Source organism: Flavobacterium sp. MMLR14_040, assembly GCF_033657265.1.
In the GTDB taxonomy this organism is placed as follows: Bacteria; Bacteroidota; Bacteroidia; order Flavobacteriales; family Flavobacteriaceae; genus Flavobacterium.
Map to the genome: position 1 here is coordinate 348,385 of NZ_JAWVWO010000003.1, position 18,164 is coordinate 366,548.

At 32.6% G+C, this 18,164-nt stretch carries 17 protein-coding genes and 1 tRNA gene; 9 read left to right on the top strand and 9 right to left on the bottom strand.

Annotated features, from left to right (window positions below; all coding sequences use genetic code 11):
• Positions 1-13 precede the first annotated feature (13 nt).
• From SD960_RS06665 to SD960_RS06685, 5 genes are all read left to right on the top strand, one after another.
• Positions 14-1,669 (top strand): S41 family peptidase, encoded by a 1,656-nt coding sequence (locus tag SD960_RS06665; RefSeq protein WP_318801705.1) that lies wholly within the window; start codon positions 14-16, stop codon positions 1,667-1,669.
• Positions 1,670-1,713: 44 nt separating this feature from the next.
• The gene (locus tag SD960_RS06670) at positions 1,714-3,378 is read left to right on the top strand and encodes a S41 family peptidase (RefSeq protein WP_318801706.1); all 1,665 of its coding nucleotides are present in this window, start codon (positions 1,714-1,716) and stop codon (positions 3,376-3,378) included.
• Positions 3,379-3,602: 224 nt separating this feature from the next.
• The gene (locus SD960_RS06675; protein WP_318801707.1) at positions 3,603-4,382 is read left to right on the top strand and encodes a TatD family hydrolase; all 780 of its coding nucleotides are present in this window, start codon (positions 3,603-3,605) and stop codon (positions 4,380-4,382) included.
• Positions 4,383-4,443: 61 nt separating this feature from the next.
• Positions 4,444-5,580, top strand: coding sequence for a 1-acyl-sn-glycerol-3-phosphate acyltransferase (locus SD960_RS06680; RefSeq protein ID WP_318801708.1), 1,137 nt, complete (start codon positions 4,444-4,446; stop codon positions 5,578-5,580).
• On the top strand, positions 5,570-6,601 hold the full coding sequence (locus tag SD960_RS06685) for an asparaginase (protein ID WP_318801710.1): 1,032 nt from the start codon (positions 5,570-5,572) through the stop codon (positions 6,599-6,601). Before SD960_RS06680 ends, SD960_RS06685 begins: the two co-directional genes overlap by 11 nt.
• Positions 6,602-6,824: 223 nt before the next feature.
• Here SD960_RS06685 and SD960_RS06690 read toward each other — a convergent pair whose 3' ends face one another.
• Positions 6,825-8,066, bottom strand: a complete 1,242-nt coding sequence (locus SD960_RS06690; protein WP_318801711.1) for an MFS transporter — start codon at positions 8,064-8,066, stop codon at positions 6,825-6,827.
• Between the two features lie 90 nt (positions 8,067-8,156).
• Here SD960_RS06690 and SD960_RS06695 point away from each other — a divergent pair, with 90 nt between their 5' ends.
• From SD960_RS06695 to SD960_RS06705, 3 genes are all read left to right on the top strand, one after another.
• Positions 8,157-9,032 (top strand): LysR substrate-binding domain-containing protein, encoded by an 876-nt coding sequence (locus SD960_RS06695; RefSeq protein ID WP_318801712.1) that lies wholly within the window; start codon positions 8,157-8,159, stop codon positions 9,030-9,032.
• A 60-nt stretch (positions 9,033-9,092) separates the two neighbouring features.
• Positions 9,093-9,179 (top strand) — tRNA-Ser (locus tag SD960_RS06700).
• Positions 9,180-9,379: 200 nt separating this feature from the next.
• On the top strand, positions 9,380-10,369 hold the full coding sequence (locus SD960_RS06705; RefSeq protein WP_318801713.1) for a virulence RhuM family protein: 990 nt from the start codon (positions 9,380-9,382) through the stop codon (positions 10,367-10,369).
• A 37-nt stretch (positions 10,370-10,406) separates the two neighbouring features.
• On the opposite strand, the gene SD960_RS06710 is transcribed toward SD960_RS06705, so the two are convergent.
• The 6 genes from SD960_RS06710 to SD960_RS06735 form a co-directional block, all read right to left on the bottom strand.
• Positions 10,407-10,913, bottom strand: a complete 507-nt coding sequence (locus SD960_RS06710) for a GNAT family N-acetyltransferase (protein ID WP_318801714.1) — start codon at positions 10,911-10,913, stop codon at positions 10,407-10,409.
• A 79-nt stretch (positions 10,914-10,992) separates the two neighbouring features.
• Positions 10,993-11,952 (bottom strand): nitrilase family protein, encoded by a 960-nt coding sequence (locus tag SD960_RS06715; protein WP_318801715.1) that lies wholly within the window; start codon positions 11,950-11,952, stop codon positions 10,993-10,995.
• A gap of 67 nt (positions 11,953-12,019) precedes the next feature.
• The gene (locus SD960_RS06720) at positions 12,020-12,844 is read right to left on the bottom strand and encodes a helix-turn-helix domain-containing protein (RefSeq protein WP_318801716.1); all 825 of its coding nucleotides are present in this window, start codon (positions 12,842-12,844) and stop codon (positions 12,020-12,022) included.
• A gap of 33 nt (positions 12,845-12,877) precedes the next feature.
• Positions 12,878-13,618, bottom strand: a complete 741-nt coding sequence (locus SD960_RS06725; protein ID WP_318801718.1) for an SGNH/GDSL hydrolase family protein — start codon at positions 13,616-13,618, stop codon at positions 12,878-12,880.
• A 64-nt stretch (positions 13,619-13,682) separates the two neighbouring features.
• A complete protein-coding gene (locus SD960_RS06730; protein WP_318801719.1) occupies positions 13,683-14,465 on the bottom strand; it encodes a DUF3050 domain-containing protein in 783 nt (260 codons plus the stop codon).
• An 86-nt stretch (positions 14,466-14,551) separates the two neighbouring features.
• The gene (locus tag SD960_RS06735; RefSeq protein WP_042563298.1) at positions 14,552-15,730 is read right to left on the bottom strand and encodes an acyl-CoA dehydrogenase family protein; all 1,179 of its coding nucleotides are present in this window, start codon (positions 15,728-15,730) and stop codon (positions 14,552-14,554) included.
• Positions 15,731-17,336: 1,606 nt separating this feature from the next.
• Between SD960_RS06735 and SD960_RS23695 the strand changes: the two genes are divergently transcribed.
• Positions 17,337-17,648 carry a helix-turn-helix domain-containing protein gene (locus SD960_RS23695; protein WP_413230376.1) on the top strand — a complete coding sequence of 104 codons (312 nt, stop codon included), beginning with the start codon at positions 17,337-17,339 and terminating at the stop codon, positions 17,646-17,648.
• Between the two features lie 14 nt (positions 17,649-17,662).
• On the opposite strand, the gene SD960_RS06745 is transcribed toward SD960_RS23695, so the two are convergent.
• Positions 17,663-17,794: an rSAM-modified peptide gene (locus SD960_RS06745; RefSeq protein WP_318801721.1), complete on the bottom strand. Its 132-nt coding sequence runs from the start codon at positions 17,792-17,794 to the stop codon at positions 17,663-17,665.
• Positions 17,795-17,833: 39 nt separating this feature from the next.
• Entirely contained in the window at positions 17,834-17,974 is a 141-nt protein-coding gene (locus SD960_RS06750) for an rSAM-modified peptide (protein WP_318801722.1), read from the bottom strand.
• Between the last annotated feature and the right edge of the window lie 190 nt (positions 17,975-18,164).

The window sequence follows — 18,164 nt, forward strand, 5'->3', positions numbered from 1 at the left end:
TTCAATTTACCGAATGAAAAAAATTACTTTATTATTTCTTCTTGTGCTTTCTCAGACCATTTTTGGTTTTGCCAAAATTACCGAAACCGAAAAACTTGCTTCAACCTGCAAAGTTTGGGGTTTTCTAAAATATTATCATCCAAAAGTCGCCAATGGTGATTTTAATTGGGATGAAAAGCTTTTTGAGGTTTTGCCTAAAATTGAAAACTCAAAAACCAAAGAAGAATATTCAGCAGTAATAGAAAAATGGATTGATGATTTGGGCATTGTACCAGCTAACAAACCTCTTGCAGATGATGCTAAAAAAGATTTTTTTAATGAAAATCTAAACTTAGACTGGACACAAAAAGACAAATTGTTTTCTAAAAACCTTTCTAAAAAATTGAAATTTATTATCGATAATAGATTTCAAGGAGCAAATCATTATGTAAACCGCGACGGAAAAGTAGTCAGTTTTCAGTTTGTTAACGAGCCGGAATATGCAGAATTTTTATGGACAAATAAAAATTTACGTATTCTGACTTTATTCCGTTTTTGGAATTATGTAGAATATTTTTTTCCATACAAATATAAAATGGATCAAAAATGGGATGATGCGCTGGTTGAAATTCTGCCGCATATAAGTGCTCCGGCATCTGAAAAAGAGTTTTTATTAGCAATGCGCGAAATATCTATAAAACTTAACGATACCCATGCAGCGACTTTTAATATGCAAATGATGCAGTATTTAGGTGGTGAAAAATATACAGCCTTTGGATCCAAATTCATAGATGATAAAGCCGTAATTACTACTATAGTAAATGATTCTTTAGCAAAGATTGACGATTTAAAAATAGGAGACGTTATTACTAAAATTGACGGCATAACGGTTGCACAAAAATTAGACGAACTCCTAAAATATATGCAAGGTTCTAATAGGCCAGCGGCTATATTAAATGGTGGTTTTGTAATGTTTACAGGAAATACAGATGATTTTGAAGTTGAATTTATTCGCGACAATATTACTTCGGTAAAAAAAATACATCGTTATCCGAATGAAAAAATTAAAAGATCACCGCCTAAAAGTGGGCCAAATTGGGAAATTCTGGAAGACAACATTGGTTACGTAAAAATGAATAAAGTGCCAAAAGAAGAAGTGCCGGAAATGATGGAGAAATTAAAAAATACACAAGCCATAATTTTTGATGTTAGAAACAGACCTACATATACCGATTTTTTAGTTAGTGAATATTTGAACCCGGAACCGAAACCCATTTTGAGATTACTTTATCAGGATTTGAGTTATCCTGGTCGTTACTATTTTAGTGATGAAATGGAAGAATGCGGTAAAAGCAATGCAGATTATTACAAAGGTAAAGTAATTGTTTTGGTAAATTCAGGAACCCATAGTTTTGGCGAACAAACAGCAATGAGTTTGCAAACGGCGCCAAATGCAACGGTCATTGGCAGTCAGACTTCTGGTGCCGACGGGCCAAATTATTACTTTAAGATTATCAAAGGTTTTGATTCCTCTTTTACTTCAGCAGGTGTTTTTTATCCAAATAAAAAAGAAACACAACGCATCGGTATTGTTCCTGATATTGAAGTAAAGCCAACTATTTTTGGTGCTCAGCAAGGAAAAGATGAAGTATTGGATAGAGCTAAATTGTTTGCTAAAAACGGGAAATAATTTTTTTAACACGCAAAATGATTTACAATTCTAACCTAAATTGAATGAAAAAAATTACCATACTTTTTCTATTAGTTTTTTCGCAAATAACCTTCGGTCAAGCCAAAATTTCAGAAACAGACAAACTCGCTACAACTTGCAAAGTTTGGGGATTCCTCAAATACTATCATCCACAAGTAGCCAACGGAGCATTTAATTGGGATAACCAGCTTTTGGATCTTTTACCTAAAATTGATAAAGTACAAACAAAAGAAGAATTTTCATTAGTTCTTGAAAACTGGATTGACGCTTTAGGTGAGGTAAAGCATATTGCACCAATTGCGCCATTGAAAGATGTAGAATATTTTGATAAAAACTTCGATTTAAGCTGGTTTAATAACAATAAAGTATTTTCGAAAAAGTTATCTAAAAAGCTCAAATTTATAGAAGAAAACAGGTTTCAGGGAGAGCAGTTTTATATTTATAGTTTAAAAGGAGGTGGGAACGCTGGCTTGAAAAATGAAAATAATAAACATCCGGATTTTACAGATAAGAATTCAAAACTCCGTATGGTATTTATGTTTTGGAATTTAGTAGAATATTTTTTTCCGGATAAATATTTAATGGATCAGAAATGGGATCTTACTTTAGAAAAAACAATACCGCTTGTAATTAAAGCAGAGAATCAAGATGATTTTTATCTGGCAATGAGAAAAATGGTATCAAGAATTGATGACAGTCACACAGAATTTTTTACATATTTGCCTCCAACGGCTCCAAAAATAAAAAATTTTTTCCCTGCTCATGGAAAGATAATTGATGAGAAACTAGTCATTACAGAAATTTTGGCTGATAGTCTTGCTCAGGCATATGATATAAAAGTTGGAACTATAATTACTAAAATAAATGATAAAACGATAAGAGAAATTATTGCAGAGAATAGAGATTTGATTTGTGCTTCAAACGAGCCTAAATATTTAGATAAACTGGCGGAGAAAATTTTAACAAGTTATTCTGATGATTTAGTAAAAGTAGAGTTTTCTAAAAATGGCCAATATATCACAAAAACAATGATTTGGTATGATTATCATGATTCTCATAGAAATGAATTTAAAAAAGGAGCAAGAAAAAAGAAGGAAAAATTTAAGCTTTTAAATCATAATATTGGCTATGTTAATATGGGAATTATAGAAAGAAAAAATATTCCTGATATGATTGAAGCGCTAAAAAATACACAAACAATAGTTTTTGATATGAGAAATTACCCGAGAGGAACTTTTGAACCAATAGGGAACTTTTTAAACGCTCAGGAAAAGAAATTTGCAATGTACACACATCCTGATTTAAGTTATCCGGGAAAATATACATGGAGTGGAATAACCTCAATGGGCTTTGATAATAAGGATTATTATAAAGGAAAAGTTGTTCTTTTATTGAATGAAAAAACGCAAAGTCAGGCAGAATGGACGGCGATGTGTTTTCAAACTTGTGGTCACGCTACAATTGTTGGAAGTCAAACTTCTGGTGCTAATGGAAATGTTTCTATATTTGATTTCGAGGGATTTAATACACGTTTCTCAGGAATTGGCGTTTATTACCCGGATAAACGCGAAACTCAAAGAATTGGAATCGTTCCGGATATTGAAGTAAAACCAACGATCAAAGGAATTCAGGAAGGAAAAGATGAGGTTCTGGACCGCGCGTTGTTATTTATTGAAACTGGGAAATAGTATCAACTTAACCTTTGTCAGTTTCAAACTTTGATAAATTAGTTACGTATTCAACCCGACAGGTTTTTAAAGCCTGTCGGGTTTATTATTAAGAGGAGAAGAGAAAAAAATCCGCGTCCAATCCGCGCTTTCACGAAGTGAATCCGTGTCATCCGCGTTCCATTCCACGCCAATTGGAAAGTTTTTAATATTATCGTAATTTTGAACTTTTAAAAATTAGACAATTGAATTCAACGACAATAATTACCGATACACACACCCATTTATATTCTGAAGAATTTGATCAGGATCGTGATGAAATGATTCAAAGAGCTATTGATGCCGGCGTAACCCGTTTTTTTATTCCCGCAATTGATGCCGCTGCAACACAATCGATGTACGACTTAGAAAAAAATTATCCGGATAATGTGTTTTTAATGATGGGTTTGCATCCCACTTACGTGAAAGATAATTATCTGGACGAGTTGAAGCATGTTGAAGCTGAATTGGCCAAAAGAAAATTCTACGCTGTTGGTGAAATCGGGATTGATTTGTATTGGGATAAAACGCATTTAAAAGAGCAGCAAATAGCTTTTAAAAGACAAATTCAGTTAGCAAAAGAATACAAACTGCCAATCGTAATTCATTGCCGTGAAGCTTTTGATGAAATTTTTGAAATTTTGGAAGAAGAAAAATCAGATGATTTGTTTGGGATTTTTCACTGTTTCTCCGGAACTCACGAACAAGCGTTACAGGCAATATCCTATAATATGAAACTGGGAATTGGCGGAGTTGTAACTTTTAAGAACGGAAAAATTGATCAATTTTTAAATCAAATCGAATTAAAACATATCGTTCTTGAAACAGATTCGCCATATTTAGCACCAATTCCGTATCGCGGAAAAAGAAATGAAAGCGGTTATTTGGTAAATGTTATTGCTAAATTAGCCGATATATATGATGTTTCTCAGGAAGAAATAGCGACAATTACAACGCAAAATTCAAAAGACGTTTTTGGGATTTAACCCTATAGTTACTTAACTTTAGTTTTTTTTTTGTTCTTTTGCCCACTAAAAATAGATATTAATGCAGAAATTTGATGCCATTCGACCGTTTTATGATTCTGAAATAAATGAAGCACTTCATGATGTTGTCAATCATCCGATGATGAAAACCATGATGAACTTTACTTTTCCGGAAGTAGAAGATGAGGTTTGGAAAGAGCAGCTTAAGAAAACACATTCGATTCGTGATTTTCAATGCAACTTTATTTATAATACCATCCAAAAGGTTCTTGAAAAAAGTTCTGAAGGACTTACAACTTCAGGATTTGAGAAACTTGAGAAAAATACTTCTTACTTATTTATTTCGAATCACAGAGATATTCTTTTAGATACAACCTTATTAAATGTTTGTTTGTTCGAGCATGGTTTGGTCATGACAGCATCTGCAATTGGCGACAATCTGGTTAAAAAAGCATTTTTAAGCACATTGGCAAAACTGAATAGAAACTTTTTGGTTTTAAGAGGTTTAACACCGAGAGAAATGCTGCAGAGTTCTAAATTGCTGGCAGAATATATGGGACAATTATTGCTTCGCGAAAATCGTTCGGTTTGGATTGCACAAAGAGAAGGAAGAACAAAAGACGGAAACGACGAAACCAATCCGGGCGTTTTAAAAATGATCGGTATGGGTTCTGACGAAGCCAATTTGATGGATTATTTTAAGAAATTAAAAATCGTTCCGGTTTCTATTTCATACGAATACGATCCTACGGATGTTTTGAAAATGCCGCAATTAATGGCAGAAGCAAACAACGAAGTTTATATTAAAGATAAAAATGAGGATTTCATGACCATTTTGAGTGGTATTATGGGAACCAAAAAAAGAATACACATTTCTGTTGGTGATGTTCTGGATACAGAAATCGATCAAATTGTGGCTGAAAATGACAATGCCAACAAACAAGTGCAGGCTTTGGCACAAGTAATTGATGATTCTATTTTGAAAAATTACCAATTGTGGCCAACTAATTTTATTGCTTACGATATTTTAAACGAAACTGATAAGTTCTCTCATTTGTACAAAGAAAATGAGAAATCACTTTTTGAGCGTCGTTTAGAAATGCGTATTGGCAGCGATAATCCTGTTACCAGACAAGGATTTTTATCAATGTATGCCAATCCTGTTGTCAATAAATTAAAATATCAGGATGTCATCTAAAGCTAAAATACTTTTAATCTATACCGGCGGAACCATCGGTATGAGCAAAGATTTTGCAACTGGCGCGCTCAAAGCGTTTAACTTTGATAAACTATTGCAGAACATTCCTGAAATTGAACAATTAGATTGCGAAATTGAAACCGTTTCATTCGAACATCCAATAGATTCATCGAACATGAATCCTGAAATGTGGACGAAAATTGCTGAAATCATCGAAGAGAATTATAATTCGTATGATGGATTTATAGTATTGCATGGTTCAGATACAATGTCATATTCGGCATCTGCATTGAGTTTTATGCTCGAGAATTTAGCAAAACCAGTTGTGTTTACGGGTTCTCAATTGCCAATTGGTGATTTGCGTACCGACGCAAAAGAAAACCTGATAACGGCAATTCAAATTGCTTCTCTTCAGGAAAACGGAGAACCGGTTATCAAAGAAGTTTGTTTGTATTTTGAATATAAATTGTACCGCGGAAACCGAACTTCAAAAGTAAATGCAGAACATTTTAGAGCTTTTACAGCGCCTAATTATCCTGAATTGGTAGAATCAGGAGTTCATCTTAAATTAAACTCACATTTATTTCTTCCTGTAAAAAAAGATGCGAAACTAATTGTCCATAAAAAATTAGACAATGACGTTGCCATAATAAAAATGTTTCCGGGAATGAGCGAAGTTGTTTTGTCTTCAATTCTTGAAATTAAGGACTTAAAAGGAATTGTTTTAGAAACTTATGGGTCAGGAAATGCTCCAACCGAAGATTGGTTTTTAAATCTAATTCAGAAAGCCATTCAATCCGGTCTTCATATTGTAAATGTTACACAATGCTCTGGCGGAAGTGTAAATATGGGACAATACGAAACAAGCACAAAACTAAAATCTCTGGGCGTTATTTCAGGAAAAGATATTACTACAGAAGCCGCAATTACAAAATTGATGTATTTGTTGGGTCATAATATTCCGCCAGCTGAATTTAAAGATATTTTTGAAACAGCATTGCGTGGGGAAATTTCGTTATAAAATTATTTCACCATATAAGTGATATAAGTTCATTTTAGAAGAAGTTTAAAAATGAATTTGATTTCGTTTGTCACATCGAGCGGAGTCGAGATGCCACAAGTAGTTCCGTTTCTAATGTTCCAGTCTTTGTCGAGTTTCTTGTGGAGATTTACTTCGTCTGTTCGCTATCGCTCGGGTCTGCTCCGACGAAATGACAAGATTGTGTATAATTGAAATTTGAAATTTAAATTTTAGAATTTCTATACTCAACCGGACAAGTCTCCAATTCTTCAGAAACACTCTGTCTTTTATAATACACATAAACAATTACCGAAATAATACAGATAATTCCCTGAATCGCGACTGTATTTCTGGTTCCGATGATGTGTGAAACGTAACCAATGATTAAACTTCCCACAGGAATCATCCCCTGGTATGCCATTAAATAATAACTAATACTTCTGGAACGCATATTAACGGCACTTTGCGTTTGAATGTAAATGTTTATAGATGAGGTTTGTGCCATCATCCCTACACCGCTCAGAGCCATGCAAATAAGCGCCACAGTTAAACTATTTGAATACGCTAGTATAATGATGCTAAACCCTAACAATAAGCTCGCAGCAATCATTATTTTGCCCATAATGTCAGATCTTTTAAGATTTGCCAGATAAATGGCTGATAAAATAGAACCAATTCCGGCTGCGCTTTCAAACCAGCTAAAGGTTTGAGCATTTCCGCTAAAAATATCTTTTGCAAAAACAGGCATCAAAGTATTAAAAGAAATAACGAATAAGCTACTGCACATTAGCATCAAAAGCATTTTTGCCATTTCAGTTTCTTTCTTTACATAATCAAAACCTTCGATAAAATCTTCCAGCATTTTAAATTTATCTGTTGCTTTAATATGTGGAGTTATTTTCATCATTAATAGTGAAATCAAAACGGGAATGTAGCTAAGGAAATTTCCAATAAAACAAATGTCTTCACCATATTGGTGCAAAATAATTCCGGCAAGAGCCGGACCAGCAATTCGGGCAAAATTATTTAAAGTAGAATTTAAGGCAACAGCGTTTGATAAATCTTCTTTATTGTCGACAATGTCAATCATCATTGTTTGTCTGCAAGTCATGTCAAAAGAGTTTATAATTCCCTGAAAAAGACTTAATGCCAAAATAAAATTGATATTGTATATTTTTAAATAAATCAATAAAGCCAAAGCTCCAGCCTGAAACATGGCGAGAGACTGCAATAAAATCATGGCTTTGTGTTTGTCATAACGGCCTATAATGCTTCCTGCCAATGGTGCCAAAAATAAAGATGGAATCATACTTAAAAAGGTCGTTAATCCTAATAGGAAAACTGAACCTGTAACGCTGTAAACCATCCAACTTACAGCAGTTTTCTGTAACCACGTTCCAACAACAGAAACAGATTGTCCGTAAAAGAATAACTTGAAGTTTTTTGATCTTAACGCTTTAAACATAACCTTAAATATTTTTTACAAAGTTCGGGATTATGATTTCATTAGAAAAATTAATAATTTTACTGATAATAAGTATTTAAACTTATCAATATGGAGATTTATCAACTAGAATATTTTATTAAAACAGCCGAAGTTCTTCATTTTACAAAAGCTGCGGAATTGTGCTTTGTAACGCAATCAGGATTGTCTCAGCAAATAAAAAAACTTGAAGAAGAGCTGGGAATGCCTTTGTTTGTGAGGATTGGAAAGAAAGTGCAGCTTACCGAAGCGGGTTCTGTTTTCCTGATTCATGCCAAACAAATTATAGAAAATGTACAAAGCGGTAAACAGGCGATTGACGATTTGAACCAAATGATTGGCGGCGAATTACGAATTGGCGTAACCTATATTTTCGGACTTTTAGTTTTGCCGGTTGTCAATTTGTTTGCCAAAACATATCCAAATTTAAAAATTGTCGTTGAATATGGCACAACGGAACCTTTGGAACAAAAACTTTTAAACAACGAATTAGATTTGGTTTTGGTAATTTCTTCAAATGAAATTGAACTTCCTTTTCAAAAAGAGCCGTTATTTAGGTCAAAATTGGTTTTGGCTGTTTCAAAAGCACATCCATTAGCAGTTTTAGATGAGATAACTTTTAAAAAAATAGAAGATCTGCCACTTATTTTACCCGTAAAAGGATTTAATTCGAGAGAGTTTTTGGATGAATTGTTTTTAAAAAATAATATGAAACCAAAAGTTTCGATAGAATTAAACGCAGTTCATGCTTTATTACGTTTGGTAGGTGATAGTGATTATTGGGCTACCATTGTGACAGAGAAAGCTTTACAAGGCTGGAATAATATAAAAGCGATTAACATTACGGGAGTTACAACGCAAAGAGATTCGTTTATGTTAACGATTGAAGGTGCATATCAAAAGAAAGCGGTAAAACTGTTTATGGAAGAATTTAGAAAAAGTATGTAAAGTAATCTTTGATTTTGTTTTTCTAACTCAGTTTTTTTTGTGTTCTTTGCAAACCAAAATAGAGAGGTGTCCGAGTGGTTTAAGGAGCTAGCCTGGAAAGCTAGTATATGGGTAACTGTATCGAGGGTTCGAATCCCTTCCTCTCTGCGAATTTAACTTAAATAATACCAAACCTCGGAATCTATATTTCGAGGTTTTTTTTATTAACTTTCTCCAACTTATCAAATCATACATTGAACATTCAAAATAACTTTCTTAATATTTTGAGATGCGGGATTACTAATATACATTTGATTATACCTAATAATGATACTTACCTACTAAAAATATTTTTTTTTATTTAGAATATGAACAAAAGCGAGATTATAATTTATAGTACTGATGATGGTTTAACCAAAATACAAACTAGATTAGAGAACGAAACGGTTTGGCTTACACAAGCCCAAATGGCAGAACTTTTTGGTAAAGACAGAACTGTAATTACCAAGCATATCGCGAATGTTTTTAAGGATGGAGAATTAGTTGAAAAAAGCAATGTGCAAATTTTGCACATTGCAAATTCAGATAAACCAGTAAAGTTTTATAACCTGGATGTCATTATTTCTGTAGGCTATCGAGTAAAAAGTCACCAAGGAACTAAATTTCGTCAATGGTCTACGGAAAGACTTCGTGAATATATTGTAAAGGGATTTACAATGAATGATGAATTGCTTAAACAAGCGGGAAGTGAAAACTATTTTGAAGAGCTTTTGAATCGTATTAGAGACATACGTTCTTCTGAAAAAGTATTTTGGCGAAAAGTTTTAGACATTTATTCTACAAGTGTTGATTATGATCCAAAGTCTGAAAGCAGTGTATTATTTTTCCAAACGATACAAAACAAAATGCATTGGGCTGCACATGGACACACCGCTGCCGAAATTATTTATCACCGTATAAATGCACAACATCCTAATTTGGGATTAACTAATTTTAAAGGAACAAAACCAACTAAACAAGAAATAGAAGTTGCGAAAAATTATTTGAATGAAGAAGAATTAAATATTTTGAACCGAATAGTAACTGCATATCTTGACCTTGCAGAAATACAGGCATTGAACCGTAAGCCAATGTATATGAGTTCCTGGATTGAAAAATTAGACGAGTTTATAAAAATAACAGGAAATGAAATTTTGGATCATTGTGGTGCAATTAGCCATCAAAAAGCTATAGATAAAGCAAATAAAGAATATTTAAGATATAAGGAATTGACCAAAAATGACTTATCTGAAGTAGAAAAGCATTTTATTGATGCTATAGAAAATACAAACAGAAATTTGAATCCAAAGAAGAAATAATTCTATACTAAAATCATCTCTTTGCTATCGAAGAGAATTATAACTTAATCTCGAACAAACTAAAAGAGCCTTCTTTATAATGTTCCGGTAATTCGTCGGTCCATTCGATGGTACTTATGCCTTTGTAATCAAAACCACAACTCATATAGTATTTGTTTATTCTTTCATTTCCGCTGTGTGTGTCAAGTCTAATGTATGATTTGTTATTTTGTTTTGCATACGTTTTTGCCCATTCTACGATTTTTTTTACGTACGATTGTCCTCTGAATTTTGGATTTGTAGCAATGCGATGAAGATAAATTGCAGGATCTAAACTGGCTTCTTTCCAAATTATTAAATCATTAAAAGTAATAACAAAGGTACAGGCAATTTCATTTCCTTCTTTAATGATAAAATGTCGATTTTCGGCTATTTCTTTTTCTATTAGTGTTCTTTCAAAACCTCTCCAGCTTTTATTGTTAACTGTTTTTTGATAAGACGTTGCTGCATTATAGATATCAAAAAGAGCATCGATATCTTCATTTTTAGTTTTAAAAAATTCCATTATTAGGGTGTATTCTGTAGATTTATGAATTGTGTAAAGATAAATCTTCGGGTATTTAAAGTGCTATAAATTATTAGTTTTAACTTTTTTTATCAGTTTTTAACCAAGCAACATTTTGCTGAGATTTGTGATTTTGTCCAATAATATTCCGATATAATTCTGGTTTTCTGGCTTTTATGTAACGATTTCCTCCAGCCTGAATTAGTTTTTCGGGAATGATTATGGCTGTAGTGAAAGAATCATCAAAAGTTCTGCATTCGGCCAAAATATCTCCAAAAGGATCAATAATCATCGAACAGCCATTTTTTAATTGATCGTCATCCATGCCAATTGGGTTTGAGAATACGGCATAAATAGCATTATCATAAGCCCTTGCAGGTAACCATTTCATTAACCAGTCCCTGCCTTTCATTCCATCAAATTCTAATCGTAAAGAAGTTGGGTCAGCTTCACGGTTTTCCCAAAGTTGAGGTGCAACAAAACCAGCTCCTGGCCGGGTGGATGGTGTACACATTGTTACGTGTGGCATAAAAATAATATCGGCACCTAAAAGTTTTGTTGCACGAACATTTTCTATAATATTATTGTCGTAACAAATTAAAATTCCGCATTTCCAGCTCTTAATTTCAAAAACACAGTACTTATCTCCCGCAGTGAGATACGGATTTATAAACGGATGTAATTTTCTATATTTTGCGACTACTCCATTTTTGTCAACACAAACATAAGCTTTGAATAAATTATCATTTTCATCTTTCTCAAAAAGACCTGCTAATATTATGATGTCATTATTTTTTGCAATTTCAATGAGTTTTAAAATACTTTCACCATCCGGAATAATTTCCGCCAAATGCAGCATTTGTTCTTTTGATAAGTGTCTTGCAAAGGTATATCCGGTGATAGAACATTCATGAAACGAAATTACATCACAACCTTCATTGGCTGCTTTCCTTGAAAGTTGTTCAATTACAGATAAATTATAGTTTTTATCGCCACTTTTATTCTCAAACTGAGCGGTGGCTATTTTTAGGTTTTTCATATTCTGCTATTTATTTGGGTCAAAAATAGCATTAGCAATATTTTATAAATTGTATAAAACCGACATTTTAAAATGTTGAAACAGGAAATGTTTTGATAAGATTATTGGCTAGTTTTCTGCTATTAAATAAATATTCCCGGGGGGATATTCCGGTATGTTTTCTAAAATCTTTTATTAAATGCGATTGATCTGAAAATCCGGCATCGTAACAAATTGCCGTTAGGTTTGTAGCGTCAGATTTATTATTTAGTAATTTTAGAAAATGATGTAGCCTTATAACGTTACCAAATTTCTTCGGATTTAATCCAATGCATTCTTTGAATTTTCTTTCAAGATGTCTTTCGGTGTAACCAGTATATTCAACTAATTGTTTTACAGAGAAATCTCCTTTGTTTATAAGGATAAAATCTAAGGAATTATTTATTATGGACTGATTTGAAACCGATTTTTTAGCAATTAATGATCTGAAAAAATGATTTAAAAGTTCAACACGCGTTTGATTATTTTGTCGGGATAATTTTTCCTGAAGTGCAGCAACTTTTTGGTCAAAAACTTCTTCAATAGGAATAATAGAATCCTGAATTTCTGTGGCAGGAATTCCTAGTAATTGGTAAATTCCATTAGGCTGGAAGACCACAATGATTAAAGATGTTTCATTTTCAGAATAAATATCTTTAAAACCATGAAGCTGTCCGTATAAAAAAGAAGCTGGTAAATATTTTTTTACTTCATCATTATTGATTTCTGATATAAGTTTACTTTTTAAAGAGAATACCACGCCGGTATTGCCATCAGAAAACAATCTAAGTTTTTGAATAGCAGTTTGATTATTGTCTAAAAACAGATAATGCTTAATATAAGATGTTAATTCTTTTGATGGGGAAATTTGCATTTTATAAAAATAGTTATTTTGCTTTAAGAAAAACTAATCCTGCAAAGCCACTTTAACTTTCGGAAAAATACGCTCAACAAATAAAGTATAAGCTTCTTTTGACGGATGTAAACCATCCCCTGCGACTAAAGAAGGAATTTGAATTCCTTTTTGTGTAATGTCTGTGATAGAAACAAAAGTGACTTCGTTTGCTTTGCAGTAATTTTCTGCGAAGGAATTGTATTTTTCGATTTCAGTTGAAATTTTCGTAGTTCCGCCAAACATGGTTCCAAAAGGAGTAAAGGCATAATCGGGAATGGAGAGTACGACAACATTTTTTTTATCACCTTTTGCGAGAGTAATAGCTTTGTTCAATAATTCGGGAAATTCTTTTTCGTAAACCGAAAAATTTATGCCCTGATATTGATTATTTACTCCAATTAAAAGCGTCACCAAATCATAATTCGATTGTGGATTATCTTCATTTATTGCCGAAATCAAATTTGAAGTTGTCCAGCCTGTTTTGGCAATTATTTTTAACGAAAATTTCGTTTCAGGATATATCGCTTCTAAACTTGTATTTAGTTGTTGAGGATAATTACAAGTTTCACAAACACTTTGTCCGATAGTATAACTGTCGCCTAAAGCCAGATATTTTATAGAGCTCGCAAGCGGAATTTTAGGAATTGAAATTATTGGAGAATCTGAAGTTTCTGAACTTATTTCGTCAGAACTACAGCTTAAAAGGAAGATAGAAAAAATAACAGTAACTATTTGCTTGATTTGTGGCTTCATAATTTAAATAAATTAGAGGGTTCATTCTAAACAAATAGTTACGTTAAATATATTGTTTTGGTTTTTATACCATTTCTGTTTTTAGCAGAATTTGTTCTTCAATGGCATTCCAAAGTCCGATTCGTTTTTCTAATGCTAAAATCGAAATTTCTTCAACATCTTTCCATTTTTGGGCATCATCTTCACATAAATCAGAAATCATTTGCATCGCCATTGGTCCGTGTTCATCGGCATCAAGTTCGATGTGTCTTTCAAAATAATAAAGCAATTTGCTTAAATCTGTTTCAGGAAGATTTTTTTGAAAGTTTTTCAGGATTTCAGTAAACATACTCGGAATCAAATCTTCTCTTCCGAAAGTAAAAGCAGCGGCAATTTCGTGTGGTTTACCTTGCTCGATAACTCTAAATGTAAAATCCAAAAATGCTTTTACATCAGGATGTAATGAACTTTGTTTTATAGCGACAAAAATATTGTGCAATGAATTTACTTCAGATAGAAAAGTGTTGATCCCGGTTGTATCGGCTCCGCAATCTTCCATGGCTTCAAGATACATTTCATAATGACTTTGTCTTCTTCCGTCAATAGTCAAATCTGTTTCTTCTGCCAGGACAATTTCGTTGATTAAATATCTGGTTTCAGGATTTTTTGTTGCAAACCAGGGTGTAGTAGTACACGTAAGTTTGGCTTGTAAAGCTTTCAATAACGACATAAAATCCCAAACTGCAAAAACGTGACTTTCTAAGAAGCTGTGCAAGTCATCAATGCTTTGAATTTTATTGTATAAGGAATGTCTTAATAATTGCTCTTTTTGTGGTTGAATGCTATTGTTTATAGTTTCAATATTCATTTGTGGAATTTTTTGCAAAGATAAAAAGCTTCTCGGTAAGAAGAAGCTTTTCATATTGTTTTTGCAAATATTTTAATAGTTGTTTATTATTTAAACGCTGGAATTCCAGTTACATCCATCCCGGTTATCAATAAATGAATGTCGTGGGTTCCTTCGTAAGTAATAACACTTTCAAGATTCATCATATGACGCATAATAGAATATTCGCCTGTTATTCCCATTCCGCCCAGCATTTGTCTGGCTTCTCTCGCAATATGAATCGCCATATCTACATTATTACGTTTTGCCATAGAAATTTGAGATGTTGTTGCTTTTCCTTCATTTCTTAAAACACCTAAACGCCAGGTTAATAATTGCGCTTTTGTGATTTCGGTAATCATTTCTGCCAGTTTTTTCTGCTGTAATTGTGTTCCTCCAATTGGTTTTCCAAATTGAATTCTCTCTTTTGCATAGCGTAAAGCGGTATCGTAACAATCCATTGCAGCACCAATTGCTCCCCAGGCGATTCCGTATCTGGCAGAATCTAAGCAGCCAAGCGGAGCTCCCAATCCGGATTTATTTGGTAAAAGATTTTCTTTAGGAACTTTTACATTATCAAAAATCAATTCACCTGTTGATGATGCACGAAGCGACCATTTGTTATGCGTTTCAGGAGTTGTAAAACCTTCCATTCCGCGTTCTACAATTAAACCGTGAATTCTTCCTTCTTCGTTTTTTGCCCAAACAACGGCAATATCTGCAAATGGAGCATTCGAGATCCACATTTTGGCACCATTTAAAAGATAATGATCTCCCATATCTTTAAAATTGGTAATCATACTTCCCGGATCAGAGCCGTGATCTGGTTCTGTTAAACCAAAACAGCCCATGAATTCTCCAGTAGCAAGTTTTGGTAAATATTTCATTCGTTGTTCTTCGTTTCCATATTTCCAGATAGGATACATAACTAAGGAAGATTGCACCGATGAAGTCGATCTTACACCAGAATCACCACGTTCGATTTCCTGCATGATTAAACCGTAAGAAATTTGATCTAATCCCGCACCTCCGTATTCAACCGGAATATAGGGGCCGAAACCGCCTATTTCTCCAAGTCCTTTTATGATTTGTTTTGGAAATTCTGCTTTTTGAGCATATTCTTCTATAATAGGAGAAACTTCTCTTTTAACCCAGGCACGAGCAGATTCGCGAACTAATTTATGTTCGTCTGTCAATAAATCGTCAAGGTTGTAGTAATCTGGAGCTTGAAATAAGTCTGGTTTCATTTTTTGGTAGTTTTACAAAAACAAATTTACGTAATAAAAATATAACAAAACAAAAACGTTTTGTTATATTTTTTTGTTGATAGAATAAAATTAATAGGAAATTGGCAAGTTAAATGTAGTTTATTGAAAATATATGCACTATTTTTGAATTCCAAAAACATAATAAATGAGGCTGATCATCTCTTTTTTACTTTTTCTTGTTCTAAATGTCTCTTTTGCCCAGCAAAAGAAAGAATTAACAGAACAGGAATATTTGCTCTTGCAGGATAAAATTCGGCTCAATACAAACAAAAACGTAGACAGCGCTTTCATATATGCATATATAATGGAAAAGTCTAACAATAATAAGCATGTGGCTTTCGCTAATGCTTCACTTTCTTATTTATTTCAATTAAAAAGTAACACAGCAAAATCTAAAGAAAGGTATCTTTCGGCATTTAAGTATTTGGATAAAATGCCTGAATCCAGAGACAAAACGCGTCTTAAATCATATTTATATAATTATGGAGGATTAATAGAGTATAGGAGAGGTAACTTTAGCAGTGCACTAGAGAATTATCAGCAAGGGATGAAACTCTCCATGCAGTTGGATGATATTATTCAGATCGTAAAGTTTAAAGGTAATATTGCGTATGTTAATGAAGCTGTTGGTAATTATCAGCTGGCGATTAAAAATTTGCGACAACTTGATAATGTAGTAGATCAAAATGAAAATCTCTATACCAAAGAACAATTTAATACTATAAAAAGTAATAATAATATTACTTTAGGAGGTTCGTATGAAAGCAGTTACATGAAAAATCAAAACAAAAAATATTTGTTAGATTCTGCTGAATATTTTTATAAGAAAACGCTCTCATATTCCCAGAATATTACAATTAATAGAATGGGTGCTAAGATAAGTTTGGGTAATATTTATTCCTTTAAAAAGGACTACAAAAATGCTGAAAAAAACTATTACGATATTTTATTTATTGCCAGACAAAATAATATTATTAGAGGTATTACTATTGCCAATTATAATCTCGGTAATTTATATTACGAAACAAAAAAGTATGATAAAGCACTCGTTTTTTTAAAGCGGGTAGATTCTATTGCTCAGGCGAACAATATTAAGGATGAAAACTTTTTAAAGGCAAATTACTATTTGGCTAAAATCTATAATATAAAGAAAGAACCTGAATTAGCTTATAAATATTCTAAGATTTATCTTGATAACTACGAAAAATCTGAAGCAAAATTAAATAATGAAGCTTTAGAAGTTAATTATAAACTTGGAACTGTAGATTTAAGTGATGAAATGGTTGGTATTCAGGAAAAGTTTGAAAACGAAGTACTGTTAAACAAAGCATTAAGAGTGTTTTACGTTTTATTGGTAATTGGCATCGTCTTTTTATTGATAAAAAATATAAGAGATAAAAATAAAGCACATAAAAAAATGAATGCTTTAATTGAAGAATTTAAAGCCAATTTAGAGAAGAAAGAAAATCAGATAATCGCTCAAAATGAAGAACCAGAACCAGAAATAGAGGACGTTCTGCTTAAAAAAGAAAATGTCAATTTGAGTATTGATGAAGCCAAAGAAAATAAAATAGTCGAAAAATTATTGGCACTTGAGAATAAATTAGAATATTTAAATCCCGATTTTACGTTATCGTATGTTGCTAAAAAGATAAAAACCAATACCACTTATTTATCCTATGTTGTAAATAAACGATTTGGTAAATCTTTTGGAGAATACTCAAACGAACTTAAAATTAATTACGTAATCAATGAAATGATTACAAATCATATGTATCGCAAATACTCTACGCAGGCTATTGCCGAAAGTGTAGGTTTTAAAAACGCAGTGTCTTTTGCTAAATCATTTCGCAAAAGAACTGGAGTATCTCCAGCTCAGTTTGCGAATAATATTTAGTTCATTCCTGTAAATTAAGGATTCCCTAGACCTTTCAATTTATTTGGATCGATGTCTTCCCCGTCACCACCTTTAATTGTTTTTTGTTGATTTTTAGATATCTTTTCTATATCAAAATCTTCGAATTTTAATTTTTTAGTTGCCATGATTTGTATGTTTTATTAGTACGATTATTAGATTAATTTTTATGGATTACCACCAGTTCCACCCCCTTTTGTAGGCTCGATTCCACCCCCTGGATCATCACCTCCATGAATCGTTTTTTGTTGTTTTTTTGTCAATTTCTCAACTGCAAAATCCTCTAATTTTAATGTCTTACCTGTCATGTTTTTACGTGTTATGGTTATTGATATTTCAAAACTAGGCAAAAAGCAAAACCCTTGATCGAAAATGAACTTTTAGAGAAATTTATGAACATAAATTTAGTATAATTCTTTGATATACAAGTGTTTGTTTGATTTATTCAGACTGATATAATTTATAAATTGTATGTAGTATAATTAATAAAATGTGTGC